Raw genomic sequence first — 14,974 nt, 5'->3', positions numbered from 1 at the left:
CACTTTAATAAAGCAGAAAACGCTGCCATTTCCATCATAAAGAGGGGCAAATCTCGCTCGATTTTCAGTCTGTATTCTTATGTTCTGTGACGTAAAAAATGAAGAAAATCCAGAAATTAGTTCACTTTAGTCTTAACTGCTCTTACCTCGGTTTTCTTCAAAAACAACATCTATTGAAGTAAGATGTTTTCAAGCTGTAACAACAAGTGGATGAAGTACCCTTCACTGTTACAGCAATATAATTTGAGCCAGGATGGCCAGCCAACTATCACGCCAAATTTAGGATGATCATCATGAAAGAAGTCGCTTTCCGTTGGATAGACAAGTTTCTGGTAAATGTAAAACTGCAGGAAAACTTTTTAATCCTGTTTTTCTCTTCGTTGCTGGCAATACTCATCGTTAGCCTAACCTTAATCAGTGCCGAACAAGATCAGAAAAATAAGCAGTTAAAGCAAGAGATTAACCTAGTATCGAATCTGATATCCAAAACAGATTTAAGTCAAAGTGAGCTGTCCGGCATTCTCGCTAACAGCAACCTCCAGATTGGAAGTCAGGGGCAATTCGCCACAACAGTTCCCAATACAAACGTGACTTTAAGTGCCAAAGCGCTACCGGGATTTTTCTCTACTTTAGGTCTGGGGCATTACGCCATTATCCTGTTCTGTATCGGCCTCATCATCATGAGCTCCTATTACATTAAGACATTTATGGGTGGTGCACTCTTTAATATGTACGATGCTCTTAAGCGTCTGGCCGATGGCGATCTCGCATCCCGGATTGCATATGCGCCGGCGCGTAATGAATTCAACCTTATTGCTCAGACGATCGATAGAGTTTCGGAGCGTGAACATCTGTTGGTGAAAACCACTCAGGAAGCGATCGCCCTTATTCAACAGATCAGCTCTCAGTTACGTCAACGCAGTAATGAAAACGCCAAATTAACCAGTCAACAGCAGGAGCGTATCGATTCACTGGCCAGTGCAACCGAACAGATGGCCTCCTCTATTCGTGAGGTGGCGAGTCATGCCCATGACTCTTCGACTCAAACCAGTGAGGCTACGCAAACGGCAACATTAGGACTATCTCAGGTTGAGTCGACTCAGGGAGCGATTAAAAAGCTGACAGCTGAAATCAATGCGGCATCCGGTGCCGTGGCAGATTTGGACTCGAGTGCCTCACAGATCGATGATGTGGTTTCTACCATTAACGCCATCTCTCAGCAGACAAACCTGCTTGCGCTTAACGCCGCTATCGAAGCAGCCCGAGCCGGTGAACAGGGACGAGGTTTTGCCGTTGTCGCAGATGAAGTTCGTACCCTGGCCGGGCGAACACAGACTGCCACAGTAGAAATTCAGAAGATGATCGAGGCGCTGCAGAGTAACAGTCAGGGCCTAATCACTGTGATTGAACAGACAGTCGCCGAAGCCGAAACCAGTGAGACACTCATGGAGTCGGTGAGTAAGAACATCAGCGAAATATCGGGCCAAAACCAATATATCGCGGATCGTAGTATTGAAATTGCCGCAGCAGCCGAAGAGCAAGGCGCCGTGGCAGACAATATCGCCTCCGATGTGGATCTGGTGCGAGCTGGTTCTGAAAGTGTTGCCGTAATGGTTACTCAGACAGCCAGCGAGATAGAATCCTTAAACAGCCAAGCCGATGTGCTGGAAAATCTGATGAAAGATCTTAAGGTCTGATAACGGTTGCTGATAATGAGTAGAGCTGTCGATGTCATTCGTGACTCGACAGCTTTTTATTAAAACACAAACAATGACTTTAATATCAATGAGTAATGGTGTAGCCCTCCCCCTAAATATCACTTATTTTCTCCCTGCCAACTACTAAGCTTAAACGCACACTTCCCCTGTTGCGTATATAATAGAACAAGCATTCACACCACGATTAGCTTCATGTTAGATAAAAGCCACCTAAGCCCAAGCCTGAACAACGAAAGAAAATCAGCGCTGGACACCGAAAGAGAGATCGCTAAGTTCAATGCATTAGCCAATGAGTGGCGCGATCCTAAAGGGAAATTTAAGCATGTCTTAGCCTTTAACCAGACAAGGTTAATCGCGATAGAGGATGCCATCGCCTACCATTTTGAAAGAGATCTTAATCAAGATGTCCCCTTTAGCGATCTATCACTGCTCGATATCGGTTGTGGTGCAGGCCTGCTTTGCGAACCATTAGCCTGGCAAGGTGCCAGAGTGAGTGGTATCGATGCCAGTAGCCACAATATTGCCCTGGCACGGCAGCATGCTAACAGTAACTCGGTGACCGTAGACTATCGGCATTGTTTAGCTGAATCACTATTAACCACTGGAGAAAAAGAGAGAATAACTGATACTAATCAGTATGATGTGGTACTCAACACTGAGGTCATCGAACATGTAGGCGATCAAGAAGCATTGATTCATACCTGTTGCCAACTACTCAAACCGGGTGGATTGCTGATCATGGCTACACTAAACCGCACAATAAAATCATACCTGATAGGCATTATCGGCGCCGAATATCTGATGCGTTACCTACCCATAGGGACTCACGATTGGCGTTTTTTCGTTACACCGAAAGAGATGGATGCCATGATAACCCCCCACGGTTTACGTACCGTCAAAGCTGAGGGAATGAGTTTTAACCCTTTGACTAAAAAGTGGAAAGTGACCAATAGCACCGACGTAAACTACCTGCTATATGCGATAAAAAACTAATACGTTCACTCTATTAAGCCAATTATATCGTTCTCACCTAGCGAACCAGCAGTGTCCTGGTCCCCATTTACACATCTTAAACAGCAATCTGCTTAGTAAAAGTCGGCTTATACCTTATGATTAGCGCAAACATAACGCAGATCGTAACGACAAATTAGATAGATGAATGTCGATCTGACGCTTTATATAAGTATTAAATCGCTCAGTTGAAGATGAGATCAGGAACATATATGCCAAAAATAGAACTTTTAGTGGGCACTACCTTAGGTGGAGCCGAATATGTAGCAGATGAATTGGCGGCTCAGTTGACCCGTTTTGGGCATGAGAATCAGATCCATTTGACCCCAAAACTCACCGATTTGGACCCTAAATCTTTGTGGTTGATCGTATCATCGACGCACGGAGCGGGCGATCTACCAGACAATATTATGCCCTTTTTCGATGAGATCGCAGTTAAAAAACCCGATCTTAGCCAGACAAAATTTGCCATCTGTGCCATCGGTGATTCAAGTTACGACACTTTTTGTCTGGGACCTGAAAAACTATCAAAAGTGCTGGAGGAATGCGGTGCACAAGTCTATGTGGATAAGATCCAGATAGATATTCAATACGATCATATTCCAGAAGACCCCGCACTGGCTTGGTTAACCCAATGGCAAGATCAACTTTAAGATCCCCTGCAAATAATAACTATAGGATCAATGCACAGATTAGATCTACTTTATCCACATATTACGATCTCAAATGATAAATATGTGGATAACCTATTATTTTGATCTGTTCAACTCCTGTATTAATCAACACCCGATCGGGTCAATGATCCACCTTGTGGATAAGTAGGCGATCTATCCCCAAGCTTAATTCGGTTTGATCGCTAATAGATCACAGGATCTGATCGTTTTTAAGTATTGATTATAAAAAGGAAAAATCGCTTACTCACAGAAAAGTGCTCCCTTAATAGTAAGAATAATAAAGGATCTATATAAAGATCTTAAGATCTATTAAGCAGATCCTTACTCGATCTGAGCAGTGAAATTGATCTTTCACCTGACACGGATCAAATGCTAAAATGCGCAGCTCAAAATCACAGTTTGTTCGTTACCGACTAAAGTTTAAATTTAAGGTTTACTAATGCATTTTCATGAAAGGTTCGATGTAATTGTTATCGGTGGTGGTCATGCCGGTACTGAAGCTGCGTTAGCTGCAGCCAGAATGGGATCAAAAACCCTACTGCTGACGCATAACATCGATACCTTAGGACAAATGTCTTGTAATCCAGCCATTGGTGGGATCGGTAAAGGACATTTGGTAAAAGAGATTGATGCCTTAGGCGGAGCAATGGCGATTGCCACTGACTATGCAGGTATTCAGTTTAGAACACTTAATTCCAGCAAGGGCCCGGCAGTGCGAGCAACACGTGCTCAAGCAGACCGAGCTTTGTACCGGGCTAAGATCCAGGAAATACTTCAAAACCAACCGAATTTAAGACTATTCCAACAAGCTGTAGACGATCTTATTGTTGAAAATGGCAAGGTAACTGGTGTGGTCACTCAGATGGGACTGGCCTTCGAAGCGCCGGCTGTCGTGTTAACTGCAGGGACTTTCCTTAGTGGTAAAATTCACATCGGGATGCAGAATTACAGCGGTGGTCGAGCAGGAGATCCACCATCGATCGCGCTGGCAGATCGATTGCGTGAACTACCGATCCGTATTGGACGTTTGAAAACGGGTACACCACCAAGAATTGACGCGAATACCATTAACTTCGATCTGATGACTGAGCAGAAAGGTGATACACCATTGCCTGTCATGTCGTTTATTGGTGATGTGAGTCATCATCCGCGTCAGGTCTCCTGTTTCGTTACCCATACTAACGAGCGAACTCACGATATTATTCGTGGTGGATTAGATCGAAGCCCCATGTACTCGGGGATTATCGAAGGTGTCGGGCCGCGTTACTGCCCTTCTATCGAAGATAAGATCAATCGTTTTGCCGACAAGAGTTCACATCAGATATTTATTGAGCCGGAAGGCTTAAATACTAATGAGATCTACCCTAACGGTATATCTACAAGCTTACCTTTCGACGTTCAATTAAATTTAGTACGTTCGATCAAGGGCATGGAAAATGCCGAGATCATTAGACCTGGTTATGCCATCGAATATGATTACTTCGATCCTCGAGATCTGAAAAACTCTTTAGAGACTAAATCTATTCAAGGTTTGTTCTTTGCCGGACAGATCAACGGTACGACCGGTTATGAAGAAGCTGGTGCTCAGGGATTATTGGCAGGTATGAATGCTTCACTGCAGGTTCAGGGCAAAGAGAGCTGGTGTCCTCGTCGTGACGAAGCCTATCTTGGTGTGTTAGTCGATGATCTATCTACCTTGGGTACCAAAGAACCTTACCGTATGTTCACCAGCCGCGCGGAGTATCGTCTGTTACTGCGTGAAGACAATGCCGATCTGCGTCTGACCGAGAAGGGTCATCAAATTGGATTGGTCGATGAAGATCGCTGGGCTAAATTTAATAAGAAGCGAGAGTCTATCGAACTCGAACTTCAACGTTTAAGAAGCCAGTGGGTTCATCCTAACTCGCCATTGCTCGAGGTATTAAACCCTGAGCTGAATACCCCAATCTCTCGTGAAGCATCATTCGAAGATCTACTTCGCCGTCCGGAGATGGATTATCCGAAGTTGATGAGCTTAGAGGGATTCGGTCCGGCACTCGAAGATCAGCGTGCTGCAGAGCAAGTGCAGATACAAGTTAAATATTCGGGTTATATCCAACGCCAGCAAGATGAGATCGATAAAGCGATAAAACATGAAACGACAGGTTTGCCGTTAGAGCTTGATTATCAGGAAGTTCCGGGTCTTTCAAATGAAGTTATCGCTAAGCTTAACGATCATAAGCCTGAAACTATAGGTCAGGCCTCGAGAATTTCGGGAATGACGCCTGCTGCGATCTCTATTTTACTGGTCCATCTGAAGCGACGCGGTCTATTACGTAAAAACCCTTCTAAAAGCTAATTTATTTGCCTGTAAGGGAAGCCAAAGCCCATTTATATTGGCTTTTAGCGCTTCCCTTAGTGTTTTCTGGGCTTCATAATGTCAACAGTTTCGATTTTCGTACGTTATTAAGGATTAATCCTGTGTTATCTGCCCAATTAGATGAGTATCTGGCTGAAATGAATCTGTCTGCGACCGAGCAGCAGAAAAAACAGCTTATTGGTTTTGTTGAGATGCTCAACAAGTGGAATAAGGCCTACAATCTGACGTCGATTCGAGATCCGCAGCAGATGCTGATCAGACATATCATGGATAGCCTTGCCGTTTCACCACATCTTGTGGGTGAACGTTTTATCGATGTCGGAACGGGACCGGGTCTACCTGGTATTCCTCTGGCCATTATGAATCCTGATAAAACCTTCGTCCTGTTAGACAGCTTAGGTAAGCGGATCCGCTTCCAAAAGCAGGTTCAGCATGAGTTAGGCATCAAGAATATCAGTTCGGTAGAGAGCCGGGTCGAGGCTTACCAGCCTGAGACAAAATTTGATGGTGTCTTGAGTCGTGCTTTTGCATCGATTGAAGATATGCTGCATTGGTGTCATCACCTTCCGACTGACGATGGGTGTTATTACGCCCTGAAAGGTCAGCTTGCAGAAGATGAAATGGAAAAACTTCCTGAAGAATTTGAAGTTACCGATGTGATTGAGCTCAAGGTACCTCGCCTGGATGAGCAGCGACACCTATTGAGAGTTATCAAAAAATAGCGATAAAGTTGCATTTTTTTAATGGTTCAAGCAATTTGGTATGGGTTTCAATAGTGTCGATTATACGAACGCGACATACAGGATGGTATTGTGGGTAAAGTGATTGCCGTGGCTAACCAAAAAGGTGGCGTCGGAAAAACAACAACTTGTGTGAATCTTGCGGCATCTCTGGCCGCCACTAAGCGCAAAGTGCTGCTGATCGATCTCGATCCCCAAGGTAATGCGACCATGGGTAGTGGTATCGATAAGTACAGTGTCGAAAATACGGCATATGAATTATTGGTCGATGAGAAATCTTTTGACGAAGTTGTCTATAAAGATACCACCGGAAAGTATGATCTTATTGCCGGTAACGGTGACGTTACCGCCGCTGAGATCAAACTTATGGAGTTCTTTGCTCGGGAAATTAGGTTAAGAAATGCATTAGCCCCGATAAAAGACGATTATGATTTTATTTTTATCGATTGCCCGCCTTCATTGAACATGCTGACTGTCAATGCTATGTCTGCTGCAGACTCTATTCTGGTGCCTATGCAGTGTGAGTATTATGCCTTGGAAGGCCTGACAGCGCTGATGGATACCATTAGCAAATTAGGCTCCATGGTTAATCCTGGTCTGCATATCGAGGGGATCTTACGCACCATGTATGATCCACGTAATCGATTATCTAACGATGTATCGGACCAGCTTAAACAGCATTTTGGTGAAAAGGTTTACCGAACCGTTATTCCCAGAAATGTCAGGTTAGCCGAAGCACCAAGTTTTGGGGCTCCGGCAATGTATTATGATAAATCCAGCGCAGGAGCTAAGGCTTATCTTGCTCTGGCTGGAGAGATTATTCGTCGTGCCGAACAGCACGAACAGGTTGAGCAAGCTTAAACAAAGGCAATGGAAATGACAGTAAAAAAACGCGGTTTGGGCAAAGGTTTAGATGCATTACTCAGCACTAGCCACGCGGCAAATAGTAAGCAAGCAGCAAGTGAAGTTGTTGATGAATCAGTTAAAAATGATGATTTATTGATACTTGATGTTGACCTTATGCAGCCTGGAAAGTACCAACCTCGTAAAGATATGTCTCCGGAGGCACTCGAAGAGCTTTCTGAGTCAATAAAAGTCCAGGGAATTATCCAGCCAATTGTTGTTCGTAAGATATCTCCTGAGATGTTTGAGATCATTGCCGGTGAACGTCGTTGGCGCGCCGCCCAGTTAGCTAAGCTTGATAAGGTTCCTTGTATTGTAAAACAGGTGCCCGACGAATCGGCTGTAGCCATTGCGCTGATTGAGAATATTCAACGTGAAGATCTCAATGCGATGGAAGAAGCAATAGCGCTTCAACGATTAATGGAAGAGTTTAATTTAACCCATCAACAGATCGCAGGGGCCGTGGGTAAGTCTCGCGCTACTGTCTCTAATCTACTGCGTCTGAATGGTCTTAATGAGCCTGTAAAGCGTATGCTGGAGTATGGTGATATCGATATGGGCCATGCCCGAGCCTTGCTTGCTATTGAAGGTGACGAACAGACAACTATCGCAAGGTTAGTTGCCGCGAAAGAATTAACTGTTCGTGAAACTGAACGATTAGTCACTAAAACACTAAATCCGCCTAAAACTGTAGATAAACCTGCAAAAGATCACGATGTTGCCCGCCTCGAAAGTCAATTAGTCGAACGTCTAGGTGCGAAAGTTTCTATTACCCACAATAAAAAGGGTAAAGGAAAATTGGTAATAAACTATCAAGATCTCGCTGAATTAGACGGTATTATCGACAGAATCCGCTAAAAAACTGACGTTAACGTCATATTATGTAATTTTGTGACATGTGTTAAATTTATGCTTTTGCAGATTTGGCGCTAGATCACGCTAAAAGACTCGATTTTCCTCAGCTTAAACTTGCTTTGAAGGCCTGAAAAGGTATACTTTCGCAAGCTTTTTTGTCGCTATAGATGATTCGGATATTTGTCATCCGGTCATCGAAACAATAAAGCGTAAATGCGGAGAAGGTAAATTGAGTAAGGTTTTAGCACGTCGTGGCCGGTGGTCTGCCTATAAATTGGTTTTGATGCAGGCGGCGGTGGCTGGGGGTGCTTCAGTTTTCTTTTTCGCCATGTGGGGGGTTCAGTCTGGTCTGTCTGCCTTGGCAGGTGGTGCTATCGCTGTACTTCCTAATTTTGTATTCGCAACCCTCGCTTTTTCCCATACGGGAGCAAGTTCAGCAGGAAAGGTCATGAAGACTTTTTACTGGGGGGAAGCGGTAAAGTTGCTGTTAACCATAGCTATGTTCTCGCTAGTGTTTATCAATTTTAAGATTGGCTTTATGCCTCTTTTTGTTTGTTACACCTTAGCGTTAATCGTGCATTGGACGGCTCCTTTATTTTTCAAGCAAAGTAAAGTGGGATGAATCATGGCTGCAACTGGTGAAGCGTTAACACCGCAGGGCTATATCCAGCACCACCTTACCAACTTAAGTGTTGGTGAAGGCTTCTGGACATGGCATATTGATTCGTTGCTCTTTTCGGTTGGGCTTGGTGTTCTGTTCTTATGGCTATTCCGTAGCGTTGGAAAGAAGGCAACTACAGGTGTTCCCGGCAAACTTCAGTGTTTTGTCGAGATGATCATTGAGTTTGTCGACTCTAGCGTGAAAGAAACCTTCCATGGCCGCAATCCTGTTATTGCTCCGTTGGCATTAACTATTTTTGTTTGGGTATTCATGATGAACTTCATGGATATGGTTCCAGTTGACTGGATCCCATCACTGGCAGCTGCTGCTGGTATCCCTTACATGAAAGTTGTACCAACGACAGACTTAAACATTACCTTTAGCATGGCTATTGGTGTGTTCTTGCTGATTATTTACTACAGCATTAAAGTCAAAGGCATCTCAGGCTTTGTTAAAGAGCTGACTATGCAGCCTTTTAACCATTGGGCAATGATACCCGTCAACTTCTTGTTAGAAACCGTAACTCTGATTGCTAAGCCAATTTCATTGGCATTGCGTCTGTTCGGTAACTTGTATGCAGGTGAGTTGATCTTCATTCTTATTGCGTTGATGTATGGTGCTAACATGGCGTTATCTGCCCTAGGTGTAACATTACAACTAGGTTGGTTAATTTTCCATATTTTGGTTATTACTCTACAAGCGTTTATTTTCATGATGCTGACAATTGTTTACTTAAGCATGGCGCATGAAGATCATTAAGAATTGCTGAAGAAATTTTTTAGCTAAATCAAAAACTAACTAGATTTAGAATATTTGGAGATAGAGATGGAAACTGTTCTAGGCATGACAGCTATTGCTGTTGCTCTGCTAATTGGTATGGGTGCACTAGGTACCGCTATCGGTTTTGGCCTGCTAGGTGGTAAGTTCTTGGAAGGCGCTGCGCGTCAACCAGAAATGGCTCCTATGCTACAAGTTAAAATGTTCATCGTTGCTGGTCTTCTTGATGCGGTAACTATGATCGGTGTTGGTATTGCATTATTCATGCTTTTCACCAATCCACTAGGTGCAATGCTGTAATAAACGCTTCTGTCTTTAATTTAAATAGGAGGCTGTTGTGAATATCAACGCTACCCTACTCGGTCAGACGGTTGCCTTTATTATCTTCGTGTGGTTCTGCATGAAGTTTGTTTGGCCCCCTTTGATGAATGCCATCGAAGAGCGTCAAAAAAGGATTGCCGACGGTCTAGCTGACGCTGACCGTGCCGTAAAAGACCTGGAGTTGGCTCAGTCTAAAGCAACTGACCAACTAAAAGACGCCAAAGCTACTGCTAACGAGATCATTGAGCAAGCGAACAAACGTAAAGCTCAGATCGTCGATGAAGCAAAAGCCGAAGCAGATGCTGAGCGCGCTAAAATTATCGCTCAGGGTCAAGCAGAAATTGAAGCTGAACGTAATCGCGTTAAAGAAGACTTGCGTAAGCAAGTTGCTACTCTTGCCATTTATGGTGCTGAGAAGATTCTTGAGCGTTCTATCGATGAAGCCGCCCACAGTGACATAGTTAATAAACTTGTTGCTGAACTTTAAATAAGGAGTTTGAGTTATGGCTGAAATAACCACCATCGCTCGTCCTTACGCAAAGGCAGCGTTTGATTTTGCTATTGAAAACAACGCAGTTGATAGTTGGGCAGAGATGCTGAACTTCGCGGCTATGGTAAGTGAAAACGAAACCATTAAGCCACTGCTTGCCGGCGGATTAGCCAGCAATAAGCTTGCCGAACTCTTTATTGGAGTTTGTGGTGAGCAGGTCAATGAGCAAGGTCAAAATCTGTTAAAGGTAATGGCTGAAAACGGTCGTTTAGAAGTACTACCTGCTGTGGCTCAACAATTTGTTGAACTATGCAATGAGTGGGCAAAAGAGATTGAAGCTACTGTAGTTTCAGCTGTTGAGCTTACTTCAGAACAGCAACAGGATATTAGTGTTTCTTTAGAGAAACGTCTCGCACGCAAAGTTAAGCTGAATTGCAGCATAGATGCCAGCCTTGTAGCTGGTGTAATTATCACGGCAGGAGACCTGGTCATTGATGGCTCGGTCCGCGGAAAAATTTCGCGTCTGTCTGATACTCTGCAATCGTAATTGGGAGTTTGAGCATGCAACTGAATTCCACTGAAATCAGCGATCTGATTAAACAGCGGATCGAGCAGTTCGAAGTCGTTAGTGAAACTCGCAACGAAGGTACTATCGTTGCAGTTAGTGACGGCATCATCCGCATCCACGGCCTAGCCGACGTGATGCAAGGTGAAATGATCGAGCTGCCTGGTAACCGTTTTGCAATCGCGTTGAACTTAGAACGTGATTCTGTCGGTGCCGTAGTAATGGGCCCTTATGCCTCTTTGGCAGAAGGCGACAAAGTAAAAACAACAGGCCGTATTTTGGAAGTCCCTGTTGGTAACGGTCTATTAGGACGTGTTGTCAACACATTGGGTGAACCAATTGACGGTAAAGGACCTATCGAACACGATGGTTTCTCACCTGTTGAAGTAATCGCACCAGGCGTTATTGAACGTAAGTCAGTAGATCAACCAGTGCAAACTGGTTATAAAGCTGTTGACTCTATGATCCCTATCGGTCGTGGACAGCGCGAATTGATTATTGGTGACCGTCAAATCGGTAAGACCGCTTTGGCGATCGATGCCATTATCAACCAAAAAGATTCAGGCATTAAATGTGTATACGTAGCTGTAGGGCAAAAAGCTTCTACAATCGCTAACGTGGTACGCAAGCTTGATGAGCACGGCGCTTTGGCGAACACCATTGTTGTTGTTGCTACAGCTTCTGAAGCTGCTGCACTACAATACTTGGCTCCATACTCTGGCTGTTCAATGGGTGAGTACTTCCGCGACCGCGGTGAAGATTCACTTATTGTCTATGATGATCTGTCTAAGCAAGCAGTTGCTTACCGTCAGATTTCATTGTTGCTAAAACGTCCACCAGGACGTGAAGCATACCCAGGTGATGTATTCTATCTTCACTCTCGTCTGTTAGAACGTGCTTCACGTGTTAACGCTGAGTATGTTGAGAAGTTCACTAAAGGTGAAGTTAAAGGCCGTACCGGTTCTTTGACTGCTCTACCGATTATTGAAACTCAAGCGGGTGATGTCTCTGCTTTCGTACCGACTAACGTAATTTCGATTACCGATGGTCAGATCTTCCTTGAAACTGACCTATTTAACTCTGGACTACGTCCTGCTGTTAACCCAGGTATTTCGGTTTCTCGTGTTGGTGGTGCAGCGCAGACTAAGATCATCAAGAAACTGTCTGGTGGTATCCGTACCGCACTAGCACAGTATCGAGAGCTTGCAGCGTTCTCACAGTTTGCATCTGACTTAGATGATGCAACTCGTGCTCAGCTTGAGCATGGTGAGCGTGTTACCGAACTAATGAAGCAAAAGCAATATGCTCCTATGAGTATTGCCGATCAGTCTGTGTCTCTTTTTGCAGCTGAAAAAGGTTACTTAAAAAGTATTGAGCTAGCTAAAATCGGTGATTTCGAAGCGTCTCTGCTCTCTTTCATGAACAGCGAGCATGCTGAGCTTATGAAGACCATCAACGATACTGGCAGCTACAATGCCGACATCGAAGGTGAGTTGAAGGCCAGTCTCGACAAGTTCGTTGAAACCCAAACCTGGTAAAAACAGAGGTGTCGTAAGGCGCCTCAGGTCCAGATTGGAGAGTTAAGATGGCCAACGCTAAAGAGATTAAAACCAAGATCGCGAGTGTTAAAAACACTCAGAAGATCACGTCTGCTATGGAAATGGTTGCCGCGAGTAAAATGCGTAAAGCACAAGATCGCATGGCAGCTAGTCGTCCATATGCAGAAAATATGCGTAAGGTGATCGGTCACGTGGCGCAAGGTTCTCTCGAGTATAAACACCCCTATTTAGAGGTGAGAGAGGCCAAGCGGGTTGGTTACATTGTTGTATCAACCGACCGTGGTCTTTGTGGTGGTCTGAACGTCAACCTTTTCAAAAAGGTTGTCGCAGACGTGAAGAGCCAGCGAGAGCAAGGCGTAGAAGTTGAATTCTGCCCCATTGGTGCTCGCAGTGTACAGTTCTTCAATAGCTTCGGCGGACAGGTATCTGCATACGCTTCAGGTTTAGGTGATGCTCCAAAGCTCGCTGACTTGATCGGAACAGTACGTGTCATGCTACAAGCATACAACGAAGGTAAATTGGATCGTCTGTATGTAGTATTCAACAGATTTGTGAATACTATGAGTCAGACTCCAGTGATCGAACAGCTGCTACCGTTGCCTAAGTCTGAGGTTGATGAGGTTTCTCATCACTGGGACTACCTATACGAGCCAGATCCAAAAGAACTTTTGGAAACTTTACTGGTACGTTATGTGGAGTCGCAGGTTTACCAAGGTGTTGTTGAGAATCTTGCATCTGAGCAAGCAGCCCGTATGGTTGCTATGAAATCTGCAACTGACAACGCCGGTGATCTTATTAGTGACTTGCAGTTAGTCTATAACAAGGCCCGTCAGGCTGCGATTACGCAGGAACTTTCGGAAATTGTTGCAGGTGCTGCAGCGGTTTAGGTTAGGTAACGAATACAAGTTTTAGAGGATTAATCATGAGCACAGGTACTGTTGTCCAAGTAATTGGCGCGGTTGTGGACGTTGAGTTTCCACATGATGCCGTACCTCAGGTATATGACGCTCTAGAGATCAAAAGTGAAGGCTTGGTGCTGGAAGTTCAGCAGCAACTAGGTGGTGGTGTAGTTCGTACCATCGCTATGGGTTCTTCAGATGGTCTGCGTCGTGGCCTTGAGGTTGTTAACTCTGGATCACCAATTACTGTTCCGGTTGGGGAAAAAACCCTTGGCCGTATTATGAACGTATTGGGTGAGCCAGTGGATGAAGCGGGTCCTATCGGTGAAGAAGATCGCTATGTGATCCACCGTGAAGCTCCTTCATATGAAGATCAGTCAAGCTCCACTGAACTTTTAGAGACTGGTATCAAGGTTATTGACCTTGTATGTCCATTCGCTAAGGGTGGTAAAGTTGGTCTGTTTGGTGGTGCTGGTGTTGGTAAGACCGTCAACATGATGGAACTTATTAACAACATCGCAAAAGCACACTCTGGTTTATCAGTTTTTGCCGGTGTAGGTGAGCGTACTCGTGAGGGTAACGATTTCTACTACGAGATGGAAGATTCTGGCGTTCTCGATAAAGTGGCCATGGTATATGGTCAGATGAACGAGCCTCCAGGAAACCGTCTACGTGTGGCACTGACTGGTCTGACTATGGCCGAGAAGTTCCGTGACGAAGGTAAAGATGTTCTTTTCTTCGTTGATAACATCTATCGTTACACCTTGGCGGGTACTGAAGTATCTGCACTGCTAGGCCGTATGCCATCAGCAGTAGGTTACCAGCCAACATTGGCTGAAGAGATGGGTGTACTTCAGGAGCGTATTACATCGACTAAGACAGGGTCTATTACCTCTGTTCAAGCCGTATACGTACCTGCGGATGACTTAACGGATCCGTCACCAGCAACAACCTTCGCTCACTTAGATGCGACTGTTGTATTGTCACGTAACATTGCTTCTCTGGGTATCTACCCAGCGGTTGACCCATTGGATTCGACTTCACGTCAGCTGGATCCACAGGTTGTTGGCCAAGAGCATTATGATGTTGCTACTGGTGTACAGACTCAGCTACAACGCTATAAAGAGCTTAAAGATATCATTGCGATACTTGGTATGGATGAATTATCAGATGATGATAAGACAACTGTATTCCGTGCTCGTAAGATTGAAAAATATCTTTCACAGCCTTTCTTCGTTGCAGAAGTATTCACCGGTTCTCCAGGTAAGTACGTTTCTCTTAAAGACACCATTCGTGGCTTTAAGGGTATTCTAGATGGTGAGTTCGATCACCTTCCAGAGCAAGCGTTCTACATGGTTGGTTCTATCGACGAAGCCGTTGAGAAAGCTAACAAAAAATAACTAGGTGTTCTGTACCTGTGTGAAAGCATTGGTGTAGAGTAA

The 14,974-nt window shown here is 44.5% G+C and carries 15 protein-coding genes; all 15 read left to right on the top strand.

Translation table 11 applies throughout. The features are described 5' to 3' along the window. Positions 1-293: 293 nt before the first annotated feature. The 15 genes from SSED_RS23520 to atpD all read left to right on the top strand — a co-directional run bounded on the left by SSED_RS23520 (position 294) and on the right by atpD (position 14,932). Positions 294-1,697, top strand: coding sequence for a methyl-accepting chemotaxis protein (locus SSED_RS23520; protein ID WP_012144828.1), 1,404 nt, complete (start codon positions 294-296; stop codon positions 1,695-1,697). Positions 1,698-1,910: 213 nt separating this feature from the next. Continuing rightward, entirely contained in the window at positions 1,911-2,711 is an 801-nt protein-coding gene (ubiG, locus tag SSED_RS23515) for a bifunctional 2-polyprenyl-6-hydroxyphenol methylase/3-demethylubiquinol 3-O-methyltransferase UbiG (RefSeq protein WP_012144827.1), read from the top strand. A 230-nt stretch (positions 2,712-2,941) separates the two neighbouring features. Further along, entirely contained in the window at positions 2,942-3,382 is a 441-nt protein-coding gene (gene mioC, locus SSED_RS23510) for an FMN-binding protein MioC (protein ID WP_012144826.1), read from the top strand. A gap of 460 nt (positions 3,383-3,842) precedes the next feature. Next, positions 3,843-5,741: a tRNA uridine-5-carboxymethylaminomethyl(34) synthesis enzyme MnmG gene (gene mnmG / locus SSED_RS23505; RefSeq protein ID WP_012144825.1), complete on the top strand. Its 1,899-nt coding sequence runs from the start codon at positions 3,843-3,845 to the stop codon at positions 5,739-5,741. 122 nt (positions 5,742-5,863) lie between these two features. Continuing rightward, positions 5,864-6,484, top strand: a complete 621-nt coding sequence (gene rsmG, locus SSED_RS23500) for a 16S rRNA (guanine(527)-N(7))-methyltransferase RsmG (RefSeq protein WP_012144824.1) — start codon at positions 5,864-5,866, stop codon at positions 6,482-6,484. A gap of 90 nt (positions 6,485-6,574) precedes the next feature. Continuing rightward, positions 6,575-7,363: a ParA family protein gene (locus SSED_RS23495; RefSeq protein ID WP_012144823.1), complete on the top strand. Its 789-nt coding sequence runs from the start codon at positions 6,575-6,577 to the stop codon at positions 7,361-7,363. Between the two features lie 15 nt (positions 7,364-7,378). Further along, entirely contained in the window at positions 7,379-8,263 is an 885-nt protein-coding gene (locus SSED_RS23490) for a ParB/RepB/Spo0J family partition protein (protein WP_012144822.1), read from the top strand. 226 nt (positions 8,264-8,489) lie between these two features. After that, the gene (locus tag SSED_RS23485) at positions 8,490-8,882 is read left to right on the top strand and encodes an ATP synthase subunit I (RefSeq protein WP_012144821.1); all 393 of its coding nucleotides are present in this window, start codon (positions 8,490-8,492) and stop codon (positions 8,880-8,882) included. Between the two features lie 3 nt (positions 8,883-8,885). Beyond that, positions 8,886-9,680, top strand: coding sequence for a F0F1 ATP synthase subunit A (atpB, locus tag SSED_RS23480; protein ID WP_012144820.1), 795 nt, complete (start codon positions 8,886-8,888; stop codon positions 9,678-9,680). A gap of 66 nt (positions 9,681-9,746) precedes the next feature. Beyond that, complete coding sequence (atpE, locus tag SSED_RS23475; protein WP_011639455.1) at positions 9,747-9,998, top strand: F0F1 ATP synthase subunit C; 252 nt, start codon at positions 9,747-9,749, stop codon at positions 9,996-9,998. Between the two features lie 37 nt (positions 9,999-10,035). Then, positions 10,036-10,506 (top strand): F0F1 ATP synthase subunit B, encoded by a 471-nt coding sequence (gene atpF / locus SSED_RS23470; RefSeq protein WP_012144819.1) that lies wholly within the window; start codon positions 10,036-10,038, stop codon positions 10,504-10,506. A gap of 16 nt (positions 10,507-10,522) precedes the next feature. Beyond that, complete coding sequence (atpH, locus tag SSED_RS23465; RefSeq protein ID WP_012144818.1) at positions 10,523-11,056, top strand: F0F1 ATP synthase subunit delta; 534 nt, start codon at positions 10,523-10,525, stop codon at positions 11,054-11,056. A gap of 14 nt (positions 11,057-11,070) precedes the next feature. Further along, entirely contained in the window at positions 11,071-12,612 is a 1,542-nt protein-coding gene (gene atpA / locus SSED_RS23460) for a F0F1 ATP synthase subunit alpha (RefSeq protein WP_012144817.1), read from the top strand. 47 nt (positions 12,613-12,659) lie between these two features. Next, positions 12,660-13,520 (top strand): F0F1 ATP synthase subunit gamma, encoded by an 861-nt coding sequence (atpG, locus tag SSED_RS23455; RefSeq protein ID WP_012144816.1) that lies wholly within the window; start codon positions 12,660-12,662, stop codon positions 13,518-13,520. 35 nt (positions 13,521-13,555) lie between these two features. Then, entirely contained in the window at positions 13,556-14,932 is a 1,377-nt protein-coding gene (gene atpD, locus SSED_RS23450; RefSeq protein WP_012144815.1) for a F0F1 ATP synthase subunit beta, read from the top strand. The last annotated feature ends 42 nt before the right edge of the window (positions 14,933-14,974 follow it).

This window comes from Shewanella sediminis HAW-EB3 (genome assembly GCF_000018025.1).
Classification (GTDB): Bacteria; Pseudomonadota; Gammaproteobacteria; order Enterobacterales; family Shewanellaceae; genus Shewanella; species Shewanella sediminis.
This window is presented reverse-complemented; position numbering and strand designations above follow the sequence as displayed.